Source organism: Caballeronia sp. J97 (assembly GCF_905220305.1).
In the GTDB taxonomy this organism is placed as follows: domain Bacteria; phylum Pseudomonadota; class Gammaproteobacteria; order Burkholderiales; family Burkholderiaceae; genus Caballeronia.
This window is the reverse complement of record NZ_CAJMZL010000009.1, coordinates 111,238-132,130: the sequence shown is the minus strand read 5'-3', so window position 1 is coordinate 132,130 and position 20,893 is coordinate 111,238. Positions and strand designations below refer to the sequence as shown.

At 67.2% G+C, this 20,893-nt stretch carries 17 protein-coding genes and 1 pseudogene; 16 read left to right on the top strand and 2 right to left on the bottom strand.

Annotated features, from left to right (window positions below):
• Positions 1-4: 4 nt before the first annotated feature.
• Positions 5-901 (bottom strand): LysR family transcriptional regulator, encoded by an 897-nt coding sequence (locus U4Y90_RS14710; RefSeq protein ID WP_321795432.1) that lies wholly within the window; start codon positions 899-901, stop codon positions 5-7.
• A gap of 100 nt (positions 902-1,001) precedes the next feature.
• Between U4Y90_RS14710 and U4Y90_RS14705 the strand changes: the two genes are divergently transcribed.
• The 8 genes and pseudogenes from U4Y90_RS14705 to U4Y90_RS14670 all read left to right on the top strand — a co-directional run bounded on the left by U4Y90_RS14705 (position 1,002) and on the right by U4Y90_RS14670 (position 12,375).
• Complete coding sequence (locus U4Y90_RS14705) at positions 1,002-2,306, top strand: citrate:proton symporter (RefSeq protein ID WP_321795431.1); 1,305 nt, start codon at positions 1,002-1,004, stop codon at positions 2,304-2,306.
• A gap of 12 nt (positions 2,307-2,318) precedes the next feature.
• Positions 2,319-3,677 carry an acyclic terpene utilization AtuA family protein gene (locus U4Y90_RS14700; RefSeq protein WP_321795429.1) on the top strand — a complete coding sequence of 453 codons (1,359 nt, stop codon included), beginning with the start codon at positions 2,319-2,321 and terminating at the stop codon, positions 3,675-3,677.
• On the top strand, positions 3,664-3,975 hold the full coding sequence (locus U4Y90_RS14695; RefSeq protein ID WP_321795427.1) for a hypothetical protein: 312 nt from the start codon (positions 3,664-3,666) through the stop codon (positions 3,973-3,975). The genes U4Y90_RS14700 and U4Y90_RS14695 overlap by 14 nt, the downstream gene beginning before the upstream one ends.
• Positions 3,976-4,199: 224 nt before the next feature.
• A pseudogene (locus tag U4Y90_RS36150) lies at positions 4,200-4,370 on the top strand (UDP-N-acetylglucosamine 2-epimerase (non-hydrolyzing)); the annotation flags it as partial.
• A 322-nt stretch (positions 4,371-4,692) separates the two neighbouring features.
• A complete protein-coding gene (locus U4Y90_RS14685) occupies positions 4,693-6,930 on the top strand; it encodes a cellulose biosynthesis cyclic di-GMP-binding regulatory protein BcsB (protein ID WP_321795425.1) in 2,238 nt (745 codons plus the stop codon).
• Positions 6,930-9,107 carry a glycosyl transferase family protein gene (locus U4Y90_RS14680; RefSeq protein ID WP_415749351.1) on the top strand — a complete coding sequence of 726 codons (2,178 nt, stop codon included), beginning with the start codon at positions 6,930-6,932 and terminating at the stop codon, positions 9,105-9,107. Before U4Y90_RS14685 ends, U4Y90_RS14680 begins: the two co-directional genes overlap by 1 nt.
• Positions 9,104-11,506 carry an NfrA family protein gene (locus U4Y90_RS14675; protein WP_321795423.1) on the top strand — a complete coding sequence of 801 codons (2,403 nt, stop codon included), beginning with the start codon at positions 9,104-9,106 and terminating at the stop codon, positions 11,504-11,506. Before U4Y90_RS14680 ends, U4Y90_RS14675 begins: the two co-directional genes overlap by 4 nt.
• A 20-nt stretch (positions 11,507-11,526) precedes the next feature.
• Positions 11,527-12,375, top strand: coding sequence for a hypothetical protein (locus U4Y90_RS14670; RefSeq protein WP_415749350.1), 849 nt, complete (start codon positions 11,527-11,529; stop codon positions 12,373-12,375).
• Between the two features lie 9 nt (positions 12,376-12,384).
• Here the strand turns inward: U4Y90_RS14670 and U4Y90_RS14665 are convergent, their stop codons facing one another.
• Positions 12,385-13,776, bottom strand: a complete 1,392-nt coding sequence (locus U4Y90_RS14665) for a PLP-dependent aminotransferase family protein (RefSeq protein WP_321795544.1) — start codon at positions 13,774-13,776, stop codon at positions 12,385-12,387.
• A gap of 297 nt (positions 13,777-14,073) precedes the next feature.
• Here U4Y90_RS14665 and U4Y90_RS14660 point away from each other — a divergent pair, with 297 nt between their 5' ends.
• Genes U4Y90_RS14660 through U4Y90_RS14625 form a run of 8 tightly spaced genes read left to right on the top strand, consistent with a single transcriptional unit; the run spans position 14,074 to position 20,891 of the window.
• Complete coding sequence (locus U4Y90_RS14660) at positions 14,074-14,556, top strand: MSMEG_0572/Sll0783 family nitrogen starvation response protein (protein WP_321795421.1); 483 nt, start codon at positions 14,074-14,076, stop codon at positions 14,554-14,556.
• Between the two features lie 5 nt (positions 14,557-14,561).
• Positions 14,562-15,569, top strand: a complete 1,008-nt coding sequence (locus tag U4Y90_RS14655) for a Nit6803 family nitrilase (protein WP_321795419.1) — start codon at positions 14,562-14,564, stop codon at positions 15,567-15,569.
• Positions 15,562-16,632, top strand: a complete 1,071-nt coding sequence (locus tag U4Y90_RS14650; protein ID WP_321795417.1) for an MSMEG_0568 family radical SAM protein — start codon at positions 15,562-15,564, stop codon at positions 16,630-16,632. Before U4Y90_RS14655 ends, U4Y90_RS14650 begins: the two co-directional genes overlap by 8 nt.
• Before the next feature lie 2 nt (positions 16,633-16,634).
• A complete protein-coding gene (locus tag U4Y90_RS14645; RefSeq protein ID WP_321795416.1) occupies positions 16,635-17,198 on the top strand; it encodes an MSMEG_0567/Sll0786 family nitrogen starvation N-acetyltransferase in 564 nt (187 codons plus the stop codon).
• Complete coding sequence (locus U4Y90_RS14640) at positions 17,195-18,145, top strand: sll0787 family AIR synthase-like protein (protein WP_321795414.1); 951 nt, start codon at positions 17,195-17,197, stop codon at positions 18,143-18,145. The genes U4Y90_RS14645 and U4Y90_RS14640 overlap by 4 nt, the downstream gene beginning before the upstream one ends.
• Positions 18,133-19,293: an MSMEG_0565 family glycosyltransferase gene (locus U4Y90_RS14635; protein ID WP_415749349.1), complete on the top strand. Its 1,161-nt coding sequence runs from the start codon at positions 18,133-18,135 to the stop codon at positions 19,291-19,293. The genes U4Y90_RS14640 and U4Y90_RS14635 overlap by 13 nt, the downstream gene beginning before the upstream one ends.
• Before the next feature lie 13 nt (positions 19,294-19,306).
• On the top strand, positions 19,307-19,591 hold the full coding sequence (locus U4Y90_RS14630; protein ID WP_321795413.1) for an MSMEG_0570 family nitrogen starvation response protein: 285 nt from the start codon (positions 19,307-19,309) through the stop codon (positions 19,589-19,591).
• A gap of 25 nt (positions 19,592-19,616) precedes the next feature.
• Positions 19,617-20,891, top strand: a complete 1,275-nt coding sequence (locus U4Y90_RS14625) for an MSMEG_0569 family flavin-dependent oxidoreductase (RefSeq protein ID WP_321795411.1) — start codon at positions 19,617-19,619, stop codon at positions 20,889-20,891.
• Positions 20,892-20,893: the final 2 nt, after the last annotated feature.

Here is a 20,893-nt window from a genome sequence, read left to right as displayed (position 1 = left end):
TCTTTCAGCGGGGCGCCCGCATCGCCTCGCGCATGCTTTCGACGAACCGCTCCGTCACCGCCGGCAAGGTCCTGCCGCGCTTCTTCACGATGGCGATCGGTCGCGCGAACGCGGGGTGGTCGATCGGCTTCACGACGAGCCCGGGTTCCGCGCGCACCTCGCGCGCGGTCTCGGGCAGGATCGTCACGCCCAACCCGGCGCGCACCATCGCGACGGCGGTCATCATGTAAGTCGGCTCGCAGGCGATGTCGAGCGCTGCGTGCGTGTTGCCGAGCGCCGCATCGACGACCGCGCGCACGCTCGTGCCCGGCGCGGTGAGCACGAGCGGCACGCGCGCGAGATCGTCGGGCGCGATGCGGCGCTTCTTCGCGAGCGCATGCGCCTTCGGACATACGGCGACGAGCCGGTCCACGCCCGCGTGCAGCACTTCGATCAGCGCGTCCGTCACATCGCCGCCGGTCAGTCCGATATCGACTTCCTCGCTGCGCACGAGCGCATTCACGGTGCTCGCCACGACGTCGCGAATCTGAAAGCCGACGCGCGGCACCTCGCGCTTCATGCCGATGATCAATTCGGGCAACACGCTCGCCGCGAACGTCGGCAGGCACGCGATGCGGATGGTGCCGCTTTCGCCGATGCCCAGCGCGCGCGCATCGCGCAGCACGTTCTCCATGTCCCGCAGCGACTTGCGCAGAAGCGGCAGCAACTCGCGCCCGGTCGGCGTCAGCGCGACGTTGCGGCTGTTGCGATCGAAGAGCCGCGCGCCGACCGCTTCCTCCAGCCTGCGTATCTGCACCGTCAACGCCGGCTGCGACAGATTCAGCCGTTGCGCCGCGCGCGTGAAGCTGCCCGCTTCGGCCACGGCGACGAGCGCGCGGATATCACGTAGATTCAGATCCATTATGGTTCGTGATGGCTGCGATCAAATCATTTCAATTGTGTTATCCACGCTCCGAACTTACTCTGGGCTTTATCAAAAGACAAGATTCGGAGACACGTTCATGCTGCCGTTACTCGGCCTCGCCACCATCGTCGTCCTGCTCGCGGCGATTCTGTCCAAAAAGATGTCGCCGCTCGTCGCGCTCATCATCGTGCCGATCGCGGCGTCGCTGATCGGCGGCTTCGGGCTCTCGACGAGCAAGTTCGTCATCGACGGCCTGAAGAGCCTCGCGCCGGTCGTCGGCATGTTCGTGTTCGCGATTCTCTACTTCGGCACGATCACGGATGCCGGCACGCTCGATCCGATCATCGACCGCATCCTGCGCGCGGTCGGCACGAAGCCGACGCGCATCGTGATGGGCACGACGCTGCTCGCGCTGCTGATTCATCTCGACGGCTCCGGCGCCGTGTGCTTCCTCGTGACGATCCCGGCGATGCTGCCGCTCTACGATCGCCTGAACATGGACCGGCGCGTGCTCGCGGCGGCGGTGTCGATGGCGGCGGGCATCAACTTCCTGCCGTGGACCGGGCCGATGATCCGCGCATCGGCGTCGCTGCATCTGCCGATATCGTCGCTGTTCAATCCGCTGATTCCGGTGCAGGCAATCGGCCTCGTCTTCGTGTTCGGCATGGCGTGGTGGCTCGGCCGCCGCGAGGAGAAGCGCCTCGGCTATTCGAGCGCGAACGGCGCTTTTTCCGCGCCGAAGCGCGAGCTGACGCCCGAAGAGCAGGCGCTGCGCCGCCCGAAGAACTTCTGGTTCAACATCGTGCTGACGGTCGTCGTGCTCGGCACGATGGTCGCGATGGGCGAGAAGATTCCGCCCGCGATCATGTTCATGGTCGGGCTGTGCATCGCGCTGATGGTGAACTACCCGAACGTCGACATGCAGCGTAAGCGCATCGACGCGCACGCCCGCGCCGCGCTGATGATGGCCGGCATTCTGCTCGCGGCGGGCGTGTTCACCGGCATCATGCAAGGCAGCGGCATGTTGAAGGCGATGGCGCAGGCGGCGGTCGGCTTCGTGCCGCCCGCTTTCGCCGGCCACATTCCCGTCGTGCTCGGCCTGTTGTCGATGCCGCTCTCGATGCTCTTCGATCCCGATTCGTTCTATTTCGGCGTGCTGCCGGTGATCGCCGAAGTGGCGTCGCAGCTCGGCGTCCCGGCCGTGCACGTCGGCCAGGCGGCGCTGCTCGGTCAGATGACGACCGGCTTCCCCGTGAGCCCGCTCACGCCCGCGACCTTTCTCGTCGTCGGCCTGTGCGGCATCGATCTCGCGGATCATCAGAAGTTCACGATTCCGCTGCTGTTCGGCGCGTCGGTCGTCATGACGATCGCGTGTGTCGTGCTGGGCGTGTTTCCTTTGTAAAGGAAAAGCATCATGAAAGACCTCATCAGAATCGGCGCGGGCGCGGGCTACTCCGGCGACCGAATCGAGCCGGCCGTCGAGCTGGCGGCGCACGGCGCGCTCGATTACCTCGTGTTCGAGTGCCTCGCCGAGCGCACCATCGCGATCGCGCAGCAGGCGCGGCGCAACGATCCCGAACTCGGCTACGACCCGCTGCTCGAAGCGCGCATGCGCGCGGTGCTGCCCGTCGCGGCGAAGAACGGCGTGCGTATCGTGTCGAACATGGGCGCGGCCAATCCGCGGGCGGCGGCGCGAAAGACCGCGCAGATCGCGCGCGAACTCGGCCTGCCCCATTTGAAGATCGCCGCGATCACCGGCGACGACGTGCTCGATGTCGTCCTTCGGTCGCATCTGCGCTTCGAGGAATCCGGCGACGAGGTCGGCGACTACGCGCAGCGCATCGTATCGGCGAATGCGTATCTCGGCGCGGCGCCGATCGTCGATGCGCTCGCGGCCGGCGCGGATATCGTGCTGACGGGGCGCGTCGCGGACCCGTCGCTGTTCGCCGCGCCGCTCATCCACGAATTCGGCTGGAACATGGACGACTGGCACGTGCTCGGGCAGGCGACCGTCGTCGGGCATTTGCTCGAATGCGCCGGGCAGGTGACGGGCGGCTATTTCGCCGATCCGGGCTACAAGAATGTGAGCGATCTCGCGCGCCTCGGCTTTCCGATCGGCGAAGTGAGCGCGGACGGCTCGGTCGTCGTGACGAAGGTGCCGCATGCGGGCGGCTGCGTGACCGAGGCGACGTGCAAGGAACAACTGCTCTACGAGATTCACGATCCGGGCCGTTATCTTCAGCCCGATGTCGTCGCGGATTTCACGCAGGTGCGCGTGACGCAGGAGGCGCAAGACCGCGTGCGCGTGACGGGCGGACGCGGGCACGCGCGCACCGGTACGCTGAAAACGTCGGTCGCGTATGTCGATGGCTACATCGGCGAAGGACAGATTTCCTATGGCGGCCCGGGCGCGGTGGCGCGGGCGCGGCTCGCGCTCGATATCGCGCGCGAACGGCTTGCGATCACGGGCGTCGACACGAGCGAGCTTCGCTTCGACCTGATTGGCGTGAATGCGCTTTACGGCGACACGCTCGCCTTGGATCGCGAAGACCCGTACGAAGTCCGCGTGCGCGTGGCGGGCCGCGCATCGAGTGCGAAGGAGGCGGCGCGCATCGGCAACGAGATCGAGACGCTCTATACCAACGGCCCGGCGGGCGGCGGCGGCGTGACGAAGGCGACGCGCGAAGTCATCGCCGTGCAATCGGTGCTGCTCGCGCGCGAGCATGTGAAGCCCGTTTTCGAATTCGTGGAGGCAAGCGATGAAACTGCGTGAACTGGCGCACGGCCGCACCGGCGATAAAGGCAACACCCTGAACGTCTCGGTGATCTGCTTCGACGCGAAGCATTACGCGCATCTGCGCGAGCAACTGACGGCCGAGCGCGTGAAGGCGCATCTCGCCGATGTCGTGAAGGGCGACGTGGTTTGCTACGAACTGCCGCTGCTGCATGCTTTCAACTTTGTTCTGGGTCATGCGCTTGGCGGCGGCGTCACGCGTTCGCTCGCGCTCGACGCGCACGGCAAGTCGATGAGTTCCGCGCTCCTCGACATGGAAATCGATACGCTTTCCTAAGATGAAACCGCCAGATGTTCAGCGACCTGGCTCCGGCGGCGAAACGCGCCTCACATCTTGGGAAAACTAACCATCCAGGTAAAAAACACCGCTTGAAGCTAGACAAAAACTCGCCAAATCCACGCAGAATGCTCTCGTTAGACTTTTTTACATTTTAGTTGGCGGGGGGTCTTAAACGTCTGAATACAATCGGAATTATTCAAGATTGTGCATCGTCGGGACCCATGGCAACGAAGCGAAAAACGATACTTTCCATTTTTGGGACGCGGCCCGAGGCCATCAAGATGGCGCCGCTCGTGAAGGCCCTCGAAGCGCAGTCGGATGTGCGTTCCGTCGTGGGCGTGACCGGCCAGCATCGCTCGATGCTGAAGCAAGCGCCCGTGATGCGCGATGTCACCGAGCGACCCGAGGCCATCGGCGCCGGAACCGCCGTGCTCGTCGGCACGAATAGCGACGCGAACGCGCGTGCGGCTTTCGCCCGCAACGTCAATCCGTATGGCGACGGGCGAGCCTCGGCGCGCATCGTCGCGGCGCTCGCGGGACGCCCGTTCAAAGAATTCAAGCCTGTCACGCCGCGCGCAATGAGCGAGGCGGCGCGTGTCATGCGCGGGGCGTTCGCGTAGCAATCAGTCTTCACGCAGCCGGGGCGATCACGCGCGACGTGCACGCGCCTTCGCGGCCATCCCGTCACGCTGCGTCAACTTCGAGTCACACAACTTGGTCAACGACATCCTCAAGCGGCGCGCCTCTCGCGCCGTTCTGTTTTCAATCGCCCTGTGCGTATCGCTGTTCGCGGGTCTGCAAGATGCGGCTTGCGCCGCCGCCACGACCGACACCGACATCGCGGGCGCGATCGGGCGGCTCGGCGCGGATACGCAGGAAACGCGCACCGTGACCCTGCGCCAGCTCGGCCTGCTCGAAAGCGTGACGCTCAACGCGCCCGACACGCGCCGCGAATTCTTCCTGCCGGTGCCCGCCGGCGTGCCGATCACCGATGCCGCGCTGCAATTCGACGGCGGCTACGTGCGCGGCGACGGCGGCCGCGTGACGATGCTGCTGTCGCTCGACGGCTCGCCGGTGCTCGCGCGCGCGTTCACGCAGGATGCGGGCGGCGTGTCGGTCAATCTGGGCGTCGATGGCGCGCCGCGCAGCGCCGGCTTCGTGCGCCTCGGACTCGGCTTCGCATCGGTGATCAGCCAGAGCGAGTGCGCGGACCAGACGGCCATCGGCAATGTGCTGCGCGTCGATCCGACGACGCACCTCACGTTCCGCTTCAACCCCGCCGACGTGCAGGACCTGCGCACCGCGTGGAGCGCGCTGCCTTTCGCGCCCGTGCTCGCGGTGTCGGGCCGCACATTGTCGACGGGCGCGTTCGACACGGCATGGCGCACCGACGCGCTTCTGCAGCGCGACGGCAAGCGGCCGGTGATGCAGGCGCTTCCCGCGGTGGGCGACAGCGTCGATCTCGCGGGCGTCGACGTGCCCGCGGCCTTGCGCGGCATTCACGCGTTCGCCGCGCTGTCGTCGGGCGGCAAGCATGCGATCGGCGACGACGCGCAACGCGGCGCGCTCATCGCGCTCGGCGCGCGCGGAGCATTCGGCCCGGACGTCGTCGTCGCCGACGAGGCGATGCGCAAATCGATCGACGTCGCGCTCGACGCATTGCGCGCGCAGGTCGCGAACACATCGGCCGATGCGCTCGCGGCCTTCGACGCCTGGCGCAAGCGCACGGCGTCGCAACTGACCGCTCCGCTCGCGCCGGGCGAAGTGCGCGTCGCGCACGTGGGGGGGCGCGCGATGATCGTCGTCGGCGACGCGCGCGGCATCGGCGCGCTGGCGCACGGCTGGCGGCCCATCGACGTATCGGACCGCGTGGTCGTGCATCGCATCGACGTGGCGCAGCAAACGCGCGGCGACACCATCGCGCTGTCCGATCTCGGCGGCGATCCGCGCAGCGTCGACGTGCAGACGGCCGCGTCGTGGGACGCCCGCTTCGATCTCGCGGCGGCGTCGGGCAACGGTCGCCTGCCGGAGCAGGTCGTGCTCGATCTCGCGGCGTCGCCGACGCTGTCCAACGGCGGCGCGACGGCCACCGTGTACTTCAACGACGTGATGATCGGCGCGAAGCTGATCAACGTCGACGGCGCGCGCCAGCGTCTCGTCGCGCCGATTCCGCGTTACGCGCTCGCGCGCACCAACGAACTCCGCGTGACCTTCCGCCGCCAGCCCGACGCGGGCTGTCAGGCGCGCCAGACCTACCCCGTAGCGGTGTTGCCGTCGAGCCATCTGCGGCTCGCGAAGGCGACGCCGGACAACACCTTCGCGGGCATGGCGGCCCGCTATGCGTCGTCTGCGACGGTGTATGTGCCGCGCGCGTATCTCGACGACGCGTTGAACAGCGTGCCGCGCCTCGCGGTGCTGACGGGCGCGGCGGGCATCGCGCCGGTCTCGGCGAAGTTCGCGGTGAGCGCCGGCGACGCTCCGGCGCAGCCCGACGGCCCGTTCCTCGCCGCCGACGTCAAGCTCGCCGACGAGAAGAATCCCGCGATGTATTCGGCCGAGCGGCTCGCGCTGACCTCGCCTGCCGGCGATACGCTGCTCGACATGTCGGGGCTGTCGCGCGTCGCGGTCGTGAGCGTGGCGAGCGCGGGCGGCGAGAGCGGCCTCGTCTACCGGTCGGCGGGCGCGGCGCCGGTGCTCACGGACAAGCTGCAGCTTTCGCGCGGCAACATCGCGGTCGTCGACGGCAGCGGCGTGCTCAAGCAGTTCGACACGGTCAATCCCGAGGAGATGACCGACGAGCCCGCGTCGAGCGCCGACTGGGTCACGCGGCACTGGGCGCGCTGGGGCATTCCGGCGGTGCTCGTCGTGCTGCTGCTCGCATTGATCGCGCTCGCGGGCCACGCGCGCCGCAGGCACCGCAACAGGCGCGACGACGACGAGGATCGCGCGTGATGCCGGAGATGCTCAGGTGGTACGGCGAGATCCTGCTCGCCGAGTACTACCAGGGACTCGAATACGTGGCGGCGACGGTCGCGGCGATCATCCTGCTTTCGAGCCTGGACGATCTCTTCATCGACGCCTGGTACTGGACGCGCAAGCTCTGGCGGCGCGTGACGGTCGAGCGCCGTTACGCGCCGCTCACCGTCGAGCAGCTCTATGCGCGCGACGAGCAGCCCATCGCGATCATGGTGCCCGCGTGGCACGAGGACGACGTCATCGCCGCGATGATCGAGGATCTCGTGCGCGTGCTCGACTATCGCGCGTACACGGTGTTCGTCGGCACGTATCAGAACGATCCGGCGACGATCGCCGAAGTGGAGCGCATGCGGCATCGCTACAAGCATCTGCATCGCGTGGAAGTGCCGCACGACGGCCCGACATGCAAGGCCGACTGTCTCAACTGGCTCGTGCAGGCGATCCTGCATTACGAGTTCGAAGCCGGCATCGAGTTCGCGGGCATCGTGATGCACGACAGCGAGGATGTGCTGCATCCCGTCGAGCTGAAGTTCTTCAACTATCTCCTGCCGCGCAAGGACATGATCCAGTTGCCGGTGGCGTCGCTGGAGCGGCACTGGTTCGAGCTCGTCGCGGGCACGTACATGGACGAGTTCGCGGAATGGCACGCAAAGGATCTCGTCGTGCGCGAAAGTCTCGCGGGCGCGGTGCCGTCGGCGGGCGTGGGCACCTGCTTTTCGCGCCGCGCGATTCTCGCGCTCGTCGAGGAGACGGAGCATCAGCCGTTCAACACCGAAAGCCTCACCGAGGATTACGACATCGGCACGCGCATCACGCGGCTCGGCATGCAGTCGATCTTCCCGCTGTTTCCGGTCGAATTCACGACCCGCCGCAAGGGCTGGTTCGGCCTCGGCCGAGAGCGCGAGATCAGGCTGACGATGCCGCTGTGCGTGCGGGAATTTTTCCCCGACACGTTTCGCACCGCCTATCGGCAGCGCGCGCGCTGGACGCTCGGCATCGGCTTGCAGGGCTGGGCGCTGACCGGCTGGACCGGCTCGCTCGCGAACCGCTATCTGCTGATGCGCGACCGCAAGGGCGTCGTGACGGCGTTCGTCGGCATGCTCGCGTATTTGCTCGCCGTGCAGTTCATGCTCTTCGCGACGGCTTCGTATTTCGGTCTCGCGAGCGATTTCTTTCCGTCGCCGTTCATCGATTCGGCGTGGCTGCAATTCCTGCTCGCCGCGAACTCGGTCGCGCTCGCGCTGCGCGTCACGCAGCGCATCATCTTCACGACGCGGCTCTACGGCTGGGAGCACGGCGTGCTCGCGGTGCCGCGCATGGTCATCAGCAACGTGATCAATTTCATGGCGGTGGCGCGCGCGTGGCGGCTCTTCATCGTGCACGTGGTGACGGGGCGGCGGCTCGCATGGGACAAGACGATGCACGATTTCCCCAGCAACGAGGGCCTGCGCGATACGCGTCAGGAACTGGGCGAGCTGCTCGTTTCATGGCAGGCGATCGACCCCGAGCGGCTCGAAGAAGCGCGCCGCACGGATCACGCGCGCGAGGCGCCGCTCGGCCGCGTGCTCGTCACGCGCGGCTGGCTGGACGAGGAAACGCTCGCGGAAGCGATCGCGTTCCAGGCGGACTTGCCGCGCGGCCATTTCGACGCGGCGCGCGTGGAGCTGTCGGGCATCGCGACGCCCGACACGCTGGTGCGGCTGCGCGCGCTGCCGCAAGGCGTCGATGCGAACGGGCACGCCGTGTTCGTCTGCGCGAGCCTGCTCGACGATGCATCGCTCGCCGATTTGTGCGCGGCGGCGGGCCGCGCCGTCGCGCTGCAGATCGTGCGCGAAAGCGAGATTGCGGCGGGCTTGCGGATGTTGCGCGCGGTCTCCATGCCGGTCTATCCGGGCGATGTCGAAGACGATGCGGCGCCCGCGCTCCCCGATACCGCCGCTGCGCGCGGCGTGCCCCTGCTCGGCGACATCATGATCGAGATGGGCCTCGTCACGCGCGGCGCGTTCGAAGCCGCGTTGCGCGACTATCGGCCGGAGCGGCACGGGCGCATCGGCGATTACATGGTGGCGGAGCAGGTCATCACGTCCGATGCGCTGACCGTCGCGATCGCGGAGCAGCGCAGCCGCTATCTCGCGCGAGCCGGGATTCGATGACGCCGCGTCATGCGTCCGTCGCTCTTCTGTGCCTGTGCGCGTCGCTTGCCGTTCGCGCCGACGAGACCTTGCCGCTGCCGTTGAGCGGCGCGGCGTACCGTGTCGCGCGCCAGGCCTTCGCGGCTTACGACGAGCATCGTTACGCCGATGCCATCGCCGGCGCGCGCGAGGCGATTCGTCAACGGCCCGACGTCGCGGAACTGCGTCTCCTGCTCGCGAATGCGCTGGCGGCGCGCGGGCGTCTGAAGGACGCGAGCCGCGCGCTCACCGATGCCATCGCGCAGCTCGGTCCGGTGCCTGCGCTCATGGCGCGGCGCAAGCAGATCGACGTTCTGATCGCGTCCCGCGGCGCGGGCGGCATGCCGGGCGACCTGTCGGAGCCGGCCTCGAAGGCGGCGCGCGCGGCGTATCGCGACTATGCGAAGAAGGACTACGCAGCCGCAGTCGCCGAAAGCCGGGAAGCGGTGCGCCTCGCGCCGCAGGCCGAGCATCTGCGCTATCTGCTGATCGATTCGCTCGCCGCATCCGGCGACGATGCCGCCGCATGGGACGCCGCCGTCGATGCATCGCAGCGCTTCGGCGACGGCGACGCGTTGCGCGAGCGGCGACGCTTCATCGGCGACAGGCTCGCGCCGGCGGTGTCGAAGTCGGCGTATGCGGCGCGCGAGCGGGGCGACCTGGACGCAGCGCAAGGTTTCGCGCGCAAGGCGGTCGCATTCGCGCCGGCGCGGATGGACTTTCGCATGCAGCTCATCGAGATACTGTTCGCGCGCGGCGATCTCGCGGGCGTGGAAGCCGCGACGAGCGAGGCGCTCGCGATCGATCCCGACGATGCGCTCGCAAGGGCGTTGCGCGGCTATGCGCGCGCGGCGCAGGGGAAGAACGAGGATTTCGCGCTCGCATCGATCGATACCCGCGACGAACGCAAATATCGCGATGCCCGCGTGGCGCGCGCGATCATCGCGGACGTGCGGCTCGCGCAAGGCAATCCGCAAGCGGCGCTCGATGCGCTGCCGCCCGTCACGGCGCAAACCCCCGACGACACGGATGCCGCGATCATCTTGCGCCGCCATCGCGCGCAAACGATGCTGCGCATGGGCGCGACGCAAGCCGCGTCCATCGACCCGCGCGCGCGCCCGACATTCGAATGCCGCGAAGACCGGTTCGGCGCATCGTGCGATGTCTACGCGCACGATCCCGCGCTCGCCGCGACACGCGAAGCGCGCCTTGCCGAGCGACGCGGCGATCGCGGCGCGGCCATCGGCTACTGGCGCACCGCGATCGCCGAGACGCCCGACGATCCGCAGCTACGCATCGCGCTGATCGATGCGCTCGCGGCGACCGGCCGAACGCGCGAGGCATCGGACGAAGCGCGCGCGCTGATCGAAGCGAATCTGCTCGAATCGATGAGCGTTGCGCAGGCCGCGTCCATCGCACAGCGCGCGGGCGACAGCGCGCTCGCGCTCGACTACTACGCGCGCGCCGAGCGCGACGGCACGCTGAGCGCATCGGCGCAAGCCGACGCCGGTTACGCGGCGCTCAAGCTGCATCGCAACGAGGAGGGCGCGCGTTATCTCGAACACGCGATCGATCGCAGCGCGGGCGCGCCCGCCGACGAAGCGCTCACGCCGCAGGCGCTGAACGATGCGCGCGCCGCCCACGCCGAGGCCACGCGCAACTGGGGCTTCAGCGCGACCGTGAACTATCGCGGCAATGGCGCGCAGCAAGGTTTCGCGTTCGCCCCGACGCCGGGCGTGTCGAACAACTGGCAGGCGGGCGCGGAGGCCTACTGGCGTCCGTTCGGCAGCCTGGGCGACCGCATGTTCGAGGTGTACGCGCGCGGCTACGAGAACTTCGGCGTGCAGGGCGGCGGCCCGTCGGGGGTATCGACGTTGCAGGCGGCGATCGGCGCGCGCGTGAAGCCGTTCGCATCGGCGAATGCCATTTTCGCGATCGAGAGAATCGTGCCGATCGGCTCGGACGTGCGTTCCGACTGGCTCGCGCGCGCCGCGTATTCCAACGGCTTCGGCGACGCGCGCCGTCTCGACGTGCCGAGCTGGTGGACGGGCACGGTGTACGGCGAGGCGGGGCACTACATCCAAAATGATTCGACGTACGCGACCGCGAACGCGCGTCTCGGCCGGACGTATCGCGTCGATTCGCTGAGTCCGCGTCTGACGGTGTTTCCGCATGCGGTCGTCGGCATGGACTACGATTCGGCGGTCGATCACAGCGTGCCGGTGGGCGTCGGCGCGGGCGTGGCCGCGCGTTACTGGTTCCGCGGCGGTCCGTACGACGCGCCGCGCTCGTTCGTGGATCTCGCGGTGCAGTATCGTTTTCGCGTCGCGGGCGACGATCGGGCGCGAGGCGTGTTCTTCGGCGCGGTATTCTCGTATTGACGACACCGCCCCTTCGCACGATGCGTTCGCTATTTTCCTTTCTCGTCATCGCGTGCTGTCTCGCGCTCGCTCCGCTTTCGGCTCAAGCCGATGCCGCGCGCATGCGCCTCGTCGACGGCATCGTCTGGCAACCCGACGACGCGCACGCCGATCCGCGCGGCGACTGGGACAGGATCGGCGCGCACGAGCTCATCGTGCAATGGACGGCGGTGGACGGCATATCGTTCGTGCCGGGCACCGGATTGCGCGCGGCGGCGCGGATGCCGGACTGGGAGCGCATCGGACAGGAACCCTGGGCGCGCGACGTGATCGTCGGACTCGCGGGACGCTTCGACGAAGCGGCGGCGCGTGCGAACGCGGCGCAACTGGCTATCGAATCGATGCAACTCGCGGACCTTCATCCACCGGTGCATGTGACGGGCTACTACTTTCCTGTCGAGATCGATCCGACGTGGCAGAACGCAGGCGCGTTGCGCACGATGCTGGACGCGCTGCCGCGGCCGCTGTGGATCAGTGTCTATGATCGCGCGAACGTCGGCGGCACGGCGATCGCGGAATGGCTCGATCAATGGCTGCCGCGCGACGTCGGCGTGTTGCTGCAGGATGGATGCGGCGTGTATGCGCGCGAGGCGAAGGTCGCGCGCGAGTATGCGGAGCAGCTTGCGGCAAAGCTCGGACGGCGGCGCGTGCGTATCATCGCGGAGGCATTTCGGCCGCGCGTGGGCGGCGGATTCCGCCCGGCGACCGTCGATGAACTGAAGCCGCAGATCGATGCTTATCGCGGTTACAAGACCTATCTTTTCGACGGGCCGCATTATGTGCCGGCGGACACCGTGCAAGGTCTGCTCGATGCGTATCGACGGCGCTAGGCGGACGCTTCAAAGCATCGGCACATGCAGATGATGCGGATCGGCCAGCATGTCCGCGACGCGTCGCAAAGCCTCGCGGCAATCCTCTCTTCCCTGCGGTCCGCCGAGACACAGGCGCAGCGCGTTCGGCGGATTGCCGTCGGTGGAGAACGCGGCTCCGGCCACCGCGCCGATGCCCTGATTGCGCAACTGCAACGCGAGCTCGGACGCGCTCCAGTCGCACAGCGCGGGCACCGGAAGCCATAGATGGAAGCCGTTCGCATCGGCATCGAAAGCGAGGCCGCCTAGCTCGACCGAAGCGATCGCCTGCCTTGCGGCGGATTCATCGCGAATTGCGCGGAGCATCTCGGCGGCGGTGCCGTCGTTGATCCATTGCGTCGCGAGCAGCACGGTGAACGGACTCGGCATGACCGTCGTCGCGCGCAGCGCCCCGGCGACGCGCTGCGTCTGTCTCGGCGTCGGCGCTTTCAGATAGCCGATCCGCAAGCCCGCGCCCAGCGTCTTCGACATCCCCGTGACGTGATAGGTCAGCTCGGGCGCGAGCGTGGCCAGCGCGGGCGGCGCATCGGCCGGCAACATGCCATAGGGCTCGTCCTCGATGATCGGCACGTTGTAGCGCAATGCCACGTCGGCGAGCGCTTCGCGCCGCTGCCGCGTCAGGGTCAACGTGCTCGGATTCTGCAAGGTCGGATTGCAATAGAATCCGCCGGGCTTCTCCGCCTTGCACAACGCCTCGAACGCATGCGGCAAGGGACCTTCGTCGTCGCGAGGCAGCGCCTGCAGACGCACGCCGAGTTGCGACGCGATCGCCTTGATGCCGGGGTACGCGAGCGCGTCGAGACAGATCGCTTCGCCGGGCCGCGCAAGCTGTGACACGAGTGCGACGAGCGCGCCGTGAATGCCCGGACACACGAGCACGGTATCGGCATCGCAGTCCGGCACGCGCGCGCGCAGCCAGTCGCGTCCGGCCGCGCGATCCGCCGCCGTGCCGCCGAAATCCTGATAGCGCAACAACTGATAGGGGTCCGCGCCGCGCATCAGACTCGCCGCCGATTCGCGCAAGCGCGACGCGAGCGCGGGCGGCTCCGGCGGCATGTTCATCGACATTTCGACGCTGCTGCCGCCCGCGAGCGGCAGCGTCTGCGTTCTGCCGCGCACGAAGGTGCCGCTGCCCGCGCGCGCATCGAGCAGCCCGCGCTTGCGCGCTTCCGCATAGGCGCGCGCGACCGTCGTGTAGTTCAGGCTCAGCAGATCGGCGAGATCGCGCAAACCCGGCAGGCGATCGCGCGGCCGCAATCGCCCGCTCGCGAGATCTTCCTCGATCAGATCGGGAATCGTCAGATAAGCGGGCCTTCTGCTCTCTTCGAGCTTCCTGATCCAGTGATGCGCCTGCTGATTCATCGTTCGGTGTCCCCTTCGGTCGCACTTGATTGCATTGATCGCATCGATGCACGGCTTCGGTGTGTCGCGCACCATGCGCACGCGGTCCTGCGCTGAAAGCGTGCGTGTTCCGTTCATGCGCCGCGCCGGCGCGATACCGCAAACGCCCGCCCCATAATCCCGAGCCAAAAAATTTTTGCGTCGCTCGCGCAAATTCGCCTTGCTTGATCGCACGGTGATTGCATTTCGCGGGCCAATCATTGGCATATCCGTTGCGTTTTGGCGTTCGTCCTCACCTGAAAAGTCACGGAGAATGCCATGCCCGCAGTCAATCAACCGCTTCACAAGAACGGCGATTATCTGGTCGACTACGAAGAGAAAGTCTTCGAGGATGTGAAAGCCGAGCCCGGCGAGAAAGCCCTCGTCACGTTTCACACGGTCGCGTTCGAAGGTTCCATCGGTTTCGTGAATCTGCTGCAGGCGACGCGTCTGCAACGCAAGGGTTTCGATACCTCCGTGCTGCTCTATGGCCCCGGCGTCACGCTCGGCCTGCAACGCGGCTTTCCGACGCTCGGTGACGAGGCGTTCCCCGGCCATCTCAACTTCAACAAGCAATTGCAGAAGTTCATGGCCGAAGGCGGCAAGGTCTATGCGTGCCGCTTCGCGTTGCAGGCGCTCTACGGCCATGGCGAAGCGTCGCTGATCGAAGGCATCCGGCCGATCAATCCGCTCGACGTGCTCGATCTCCAGTTGCTTCATCGCAAGGAGAACGCGCTCATCATTCATACGTGGACCGTGTGACGGTCATGGCCGAGACGCCCTCGACCAGACGCATCGTCCGCGCGGCGGCCGTGCAGATCACGCCGGACTTCGAGCGTCCGGGCGGCACGCTCGAGCGCGTGTGCGCGGCTATCGACGAAGCGGCCGCGCAAGGCGTGCAACTGATCGTGTTCCCCGAAACCTTCGTGCCGTATTACCCGTACTTCTCGTTCGTGCGCGCGCCGGTCGCATCGGGCGCGGATCACATGAAGCTCTACGAGCAGGCGGTCGTCGTGCCGGGGCCGGTCACCCACGCCGTCGCGCAGCGCGCGAAGCGCGCGAACATGGTCGTCGTGCTCGGCGTGAACGAGCGCGATCACGGCAGCCTCTACAACACGCAACTCATCTTCGATACGGACGGCGGGCTCCTGCTCAAACGCCGCAAGATCACGCCGACGTTCCATGAACGCATGATCTGGGGCCAGGGCGATGCGGCGGGCCTGAAGGTCGTGGAGACGGGCGTGGGCCGCGTGGGTGCGCTCGCGTGCTGGGAGCACTACAACCCGCTCGCGCGCTATGCATTGATGACGCAGCACGAAGAGATTCATTGCAGCCAGTTTCCCGGCTCGCTCGTGGGGCCGATCTTCGCGGAGCAGATCGAAGTGACCATCCGTCATCACGCGCTCGAGTCGGGCTGCTTCGTCGTCAACGCGACCGGCTGGCTCACCGATGCGCAGATCGAAGCCATCACGCCCGATCCGAATCTACAGCGCGCGCTGCGCGGCGGCTGCAACACGGCGATCGTCTCGCCGGAAGGCCAGCATCTCGCCGAGCCGTTGCGCGAAGGCGAGGGAATGGTGATCGCGGATCTGGACATGTCGCTGATCACGAAGCGCAAACGCATGATGGATTCCGTCGGTCACTACGCGCGTCCCGAGTTGCTGAGTCTCGCGATCAACGACCGGCCGGCATCGCCCGTCACTTCTTTCAAGGGCACCCACGACGATGAGCGCGAGAGAGAACCTGCCGGCGGCGAGCCGGCAATTGATGACTGAGCTTCAGTCGACGGGCCTGCGCCTCGTCGATCCGCGTGCCGGTGTATCGAGCCGGCGCGGCGGCGCGGGTCCGTCCGATCACAAGGCGGTGACCGTCGATGGCGTGACGATCATGGTGCCCGTGCACACGAGCACGGCGTGGGACTCGCCGTTCGTCGCGCATGAGCCGGATGCGCAGGGCAACAGCGCTTTGACGCGCCACGCGATTCCGATCGCGAGCATCAGCTTTCCGAAGCCGCCGCGCTTCTACGCGATGCAGACGCTCGACGGCGTGCCGTACTCGCACATCGCCACGCTGCACGGCGCCGACGTGCTCGCGACGACGGTGCTGCAAACCTGCATCCGTTACGAAAGCCGGCGCAAGGCGTGCCAGTTCTGCGCGATCGGTCAATCGCTCGCGGCGGGGCGCACGATCGCGCGCAAGACGCCCGAGCAGCTCGCCGAAGTGGCGCGCGCGGCCGTGTTGCTCGACGGCGTGAAGCACATGGTCCTCACGACGGGCACGCCGCCCACGCCCGATCGCGGCGCGCAAATTCTCTGCGACAGCGCGTTCGCGATCAAGGCTGCCGTCGATCTTCCGATCCAGGCGCAATGCGAGCCGCCCGACGACGATCGCTGGTTCGAGCGCATGAAGGCGAGCGGCATCGATACGCTCGGCATGCATCTCGAAGCGGTGACGCCCGCCGTGCGGGAGCGCATCATGCCGGGCAAGGCGACGGTGCCCGTCTCGCGCTACATGGAAGCGTTCGAAGCCGCCGTGAAGGTGTTCGGGCGCGCTCAGGTCAGCACCTACATCCTCGCGGGTCTGGGCGACAGCGCAGCGGCGATCGTGCAGATCGCGCGCGAATGCATCGCCCTCGGCGTGTATCCGTTCGTCGTGCCCTTCGTGCCGATCAGCGGCACGCCGCTCGAGGATCATCCGGCGCCGTCGCCCGAATTCATGCAGACGGTGCTCGCGCCCATCGGCGCGATGCTCGCCGAAGCGGGCATGCGTTCCGCCGACATCAAGGCGGGCTGTGGAAAGTGCGGCGCGTGCTCGTCGCTTTCTTCGTACGAGGTGTGATCATGCTTGTCGATGCCATTGAAGGCGATGCGCTCGCGTTCGACTACACGCCGGTGGAATATCGCGTGAAATGGGTGACGCTGCCGTGGGAGGCGGAGGAGGCATACAGGCTGCGGCGGGCGGTGTTCTGCGTCGAGCAGGGCGTGTTCGTCGGCGACGATCGCGACGAGATCGACGGGCGCGCGCAACTGCTCGTCGCGCTGAGCTGCGTCGCGGGCATGCCCGAGCAGGTCGTCGGCACGGTGCGTATCCACGAGCACGAACCGCGCGTGTGGTTCGGCTCGCGGCTCGCGGTGCATGCGGCCTTTCGCTCGCACGCGAAGATCGGCGCGACGCTGATCCGGCTCGCGGTATCGAGCGCCCATGCGCAAGGATGCGAGACTTTTCTCGCGCACGTCCAGGCGCAGAACGTGCCGCTGTTTCAGCGTCTGAACTGGACGTCGCTCGCCGAGGAAACGCTGTTCGGCCGGTCGCATCATCTGATGCGCGCGCAACTCGATGCCTATCCGCCGTGCGTCACGCCGCACAGCGGCTTCGTCGCGCTGGCGCGGAGGATCTCGTCGTGAGCGCGCTCGCCGATATCGTCGAACGCTTGCGCGAGAGCCGCGGCTTTCGTCACAAGGGCGACATCTCGCGGGTGCTGTCGCGCTTGCCTGCGAACGCGCAAGGCATTGCGGCAGGCGACGATTGCGCGGCCATTCCCGATGGCGACGGCTATCTGCTGTTCGCCATCGAGGGTCTCGTGAGCGACTTCGTGCATACGATGCCGCGGTTCGCGGGCTATAGCGGCGTGATGGTCAATGTCAGCGACATCTACGCGATGGGCGGCCGACCGATCGCCGTCGTCGATGCGCTATGGAGCGGCAATGCGCGCGACGCGGACGAGGTGCTCGCGGGCATGACGTCGGCGTCGGCGGCGTATGGCGTGCCGATCGTCGGCGGACACAGCAACGTGCGCAGCGATGGCGCGCAACTCGCGGTGGCGATCGTCGGGCGGGCGCGCAAGCTTCTGACGAGTTTCGATGCGCGTCCCGGCGATGCGCTCGTGATGGCCGTCGATCTGCGCGGCACGTTCGAGGAGCCGTATCCGTTCTGGAATGCATCGGTGGGCGCGCCCGCGGGTCGTGCCCGCGCGGATTTCGAACTGCTGCCCGCAATCGCCGAAGACGGCCTGTGCGATGCAGCCAAGGACATCAGCATGGCGGGCACGCTCGGCACCGCGTTGATGCTGCTCGAATGCTCGAACGCGGGCGCGCGCATCGATCTCGATGCACTGCCGCGTCCCGCCGAAGTCGATATCGAACGCTGGCTCACGGCGTTTCCAAGCTTCGGCTTCGTGCTGTCGGTGCGGCGCGAGCATGTCGATGAAGTGCTCGCGCGCTTCGCATCACGCGAGCTTGCGTGCGCGGTGATCGGCGAAGTGGACGCGTCCCGCGAGGTCGTCGTCGAACGCGGTTCCGAGCGCGCGCTGCTGTGGAATCTGCGCGAGGAGCCGTTCATATGCGCGCGATGAACCGGATGCGCATCGCGCTCCTCACGCATTCGGTGAACCCGCGAGGCGGCGTCGTTCATACGCTCGAACTCGGGCGCGCGCTGCACGAGTGCGGACACGACGTCACCGTGTTCGCGCCGGCGCGCGAGCGCGAAGCCATGTTCAGGTCATCGCCTTGCCGTGTCGTGCTCGCGCGTATCGAAGGCAGGCAAAAGGATCTGGCCGGCATGGTCGATGAACGCATCGTTGCGTTGAAGCGTGCGGTCGAAGAGAACGCGGGCCGCTTCGACGTGCTCCACGCGCAGGACAGCATCGGCGGAAATGCCTTGGCGGAACTGAAGGCGCAGGGCGCGATTCGTCGTTTCGTGCGCACCGTGCATCATCTCGACCACTTCGACGATGCGCAACTCGCGCACTGGCAACGCCGCGCATGGCGCGACGCGGACGCCGTGCTCTGCGTGAGCGATACGTGGACGCACACGATGCGCGCGACCTGCGGCATCGCGGCGAGGACCGTGACGAACGGCATCGACCGAGCGCGCTACGGCGCATCGTTCGACGGCGAGCGGGATGCATTGCGCGCACGCTTCGGCATCGGCGGCGGTCCTGTCGTGCTCGCGGTCGGCGGCATCGAGGCGCGCAAGAATACGTCGATGCTGCTCGAAGCGTTCGCCGTGTTGCGCATGCGGCGGCCATCGGCGCAACTCGTGCTCGCGGGCGGCGCGAGCCTGCTCGATCACGATGTGTACACGCGGCAATTTCTCGCACGCGCCGCCGAGCTTCGGCTCGACGTGGGCGACAGAGGCACGCCGGTGATCGTGACCGGCGCGCTGCCCGATGCATCGATGCCCGCGCTCTATCGACTCGCCGACGCGGTCTCGATGATCTCGCTGCGCGAGGGCTTCGGGCTCGTCGTGCTGGAGGCGCTGGCGAGCGAGCGGTCTGTCGTCGTGTCGCGCATCGCCCCGTTCACCGAGTATCTCGACGACGCGACTTGCATCTTCGCCGACCCGCACGATGCGGCTTCGATTACCGATGCGCTCGTCCAGGCGCTCGACGGCGCGAGCGGCATCGACTTCGTTCAGGCGGTGCCCGCGCTGCTCGGGCGCTTCACGTGGCAGGCGAGTGCCGCACGGCATCTCGAGATTTACCGCAGGCTCAACGCATAGAGGACACGCGATCATGCCAGTCATGCACTTTCTCGTTCGCTGGCCCGACGGCGTCGAAGCGAATTGCTATTCGCCGTCGACGGTCGTGGGCGAATTCTTCACGGCAGGCGAAAGCTACAGCGTCGGCGATTTCGTGGCTCGCTCGCGCGAGGCGCTCAACATCGGCTCGGAACGCGTGCGCGAAAAGTTCGGCTTCGCGTGTTCCGCCGCGCTCGATCAGCTCGCGCGGATCGAGGAGGACGCGAGCCGCTTCGCTGCCGCCAACGATGCGCGCGTCACCGTGCTCGCGCTCGATTGATTCAACTGTCGAAGAGGATGCGCAAATGTCGAATGTCCAATCAACGCACTACAGCGTGATCATCGTCGGTGGCGGGCAGGCGGGGTTGTCGGTCAGTTACTTTCTGCAGCAGGCGAACATCGATCATCTCGTGCTGGAGAAGCACGAGGTCACGCACACGTGGCGCACGCAGCGCTGGGACACGTTCTGTCTCGTGACGCCCAACTGGCAGTGCGCGCTGCCGGGACACCCGTATGCCGGCGCGGACCCGCACGGCTTCATGAAGAAGGACGAGATCATCGGCTATCTCGATGGCTTCATCGCGAAGGTGAACGCGCCCGTGCTCGAAGGCGCGGCGGTCATACGCGTGAAACGCGGCGCGGACGGGCGCTACTTCGTGAAGAGCACGCGCGGCGAGTTCACCGCGGATCAGATCGTGGTCGCATCCGGGGGCTATCACACGCCGATCGTGCCGCGCATGGCCGAGCGCCTGCCCGCGCACGTCGCGCAGGTCCAGTCCTCGGACTATCGCAATGCGGATGCGTTGCCGCCGGGCGCGGTGCTCGTCGTCGGCTCGGGACAGTCGGGTGCGCAGATCGCGGAGGATTTGCATCTGTCGGGGCGCAAGGTGCATCTCGCGGTGGGCGAAGCGCCGCGTTGCGCGCGGTTCTATCGCGGCCGCGATGTCGTCGACTGGCTCGCCGACATGCGTTACTACGACATGCCCGTGACCGATCATCCGCTGCGCGAAGGCGTGCGCGACAACACCAATCATTACGTGACGGGCCGTGACGGCGGACGCGATATCGACCTGCGCCGCTTCGCGCTGGAAGGCATGGAACTCTTCGGGCGTCTGGAGGATTTCCGCGACGGCACGTTGCGTTTCGCGCCGAATCTGCTTGCCGTTCTCGATGACGCCGACGACACCTATAACCGCATTAACGCGAGCATCGACGGGTTCATCGAGAAGCACGGCATCGATGCGCCGGGCGCGGCGCGTTATGAGCCGGTCTGGCGACCGCGCGGCGAGCGCGTCGAACTGGACCTGGATGCGAGCGGGATCAAGTCGGTGGTGTGGTGCATCGGATTCACGCCGGATTTCGGCTGGCTCGACGCGCCGGTGTTCAACGGACGCGGTCATCCGTCGCATGCGCGCGGCGTGACGGCGGTGCCGGGGCTCTATTTCGTCGGCCTGCCGTGGCTGCATACATGGGGATCGGGCCGCTTCTCGGGCGTCGCGCGCGATGCGCAATACATCGTCGATGTGATCTGCGCGGAGCGCGCGGGCGCACCCGATCACGTCTCGATCACGTGCGCGTGACC

What these genes read in the sequence shown, in the direction of transcription:
- U4Y90_RS14710 (WP_321795432.1), bottom strand. Translation starts at nt 901, where the DNA reads ATGGATCTGAATCTACGTGATATCCGCGCGCTCGTCGCCGTGGCCGAA.
- U4Y90_RS14705 (WP_321795431.1), top strand. Translation starts at nt 1,002, where the DNA reads ATGCTGCCGTTACTCGGCCTCGCCACCATCGTCGTCCTGCTCGCGGCG.
- U4Y90_RS14700 (WP_321795429.1), top strand. Translation starts at nt 2,319, where the DNA reads ATGAAAGACCTCATCAGAATCGGCGCGGGCGCGGGCTACTCCGGCGAC.
- U4Y90_RS14695 (WP_321795427.1), top strand. Translation starts at nt 3,664, where the DNA reads ATGAAACTGCGTGAACTGGCGCACGGCCGCACCGGCGATAAAGGCAAC.
- U4Y90_RS14680 (WP_415749351.1), top strand. Translation starts at nt 6,930, where the DNA reads ATGCCGGAGATGCTCAGGTGGTACGGCGAGATCCTGCTCGCCGAGTAC.
- U4Y90_RS14675 (WP_321795423.1), top strand. Translation starts at nt 9,104, where the DNA reads ATGACGCCGCGTCATGCGTCCGTCGCTCTTCTGTGCCTGTGCGCGTCG.
- U4Y90_RS14670 (WP_415749350.1), top strand. Translation starts at nt 11,527, where the DNA reads ATGCGTTCGCTATTTTCCTTTCTCGTCATCGCGTGCTGTCTCGCGCTC.
- U4Y90_RS14665 (WP_321795544.1), bottom strand. Translation starts at nt 13,776, where the DNA reads ATGAATCAGCAGGCGCATCACTGGATCAGGAAGCTCGAAGAGAGCAGA.
- U4Y90_RS14660 (WP_321795421.1), top strand. Translation starts at nt 14,074, where the DNA reads ATGCCCGCAGTCAATCAACCGCTTCACAAGAACGGCGATTATCTGGTC.
- U4Y90_RS14655 (WP_321795419.1), top strand. Translation starts at nt 14,562, where the DNA reads ATGGCCGAGACGCCCTCGACCAGACGCATCGTCCGCGCGGCGGCCGTG.
- U4Y90_RS14650 (WP_321795417.1), top strand. Translation starts at nt 15,562, where the DNA reads ATGACTGAGCTTCAGTCGACGGGCCTGCGCCTCGTCGATCCGCGTGCC.
- U4Y90_RS14645 (WP_321795416.1), top strand. Translation starts at nt 16,635, where the DNA reads ATGCTTGTCGATGCCATTGAAGGCGATGCGCTCGCGTTCGACTACACG.
- U4Y90_RS14635 (WP_415749349.1), top strand. Translation starts at nt 18,133, where the DNA reads ATGCGCGCGATGAACCGGATGCGCATCGCGCTCCTCACGCATTCGGTG.
- U4Y90_RS14630 (WP_321795413.1), top strand. Translation starts at nt 19,307, where the DNA reads ATGCCAGTCATGCACTTTCTCGTTCGCTGGCCCGACGGCGTCGAAGCG.
- U4Y90_RS14625 (WP_321795411.1), top strand. Translation starts at nt 19,617, where the DNA reads ATGTCGAATGTCCAATCAACGCACTACAGCGTGATCATCGTCGGTGGC.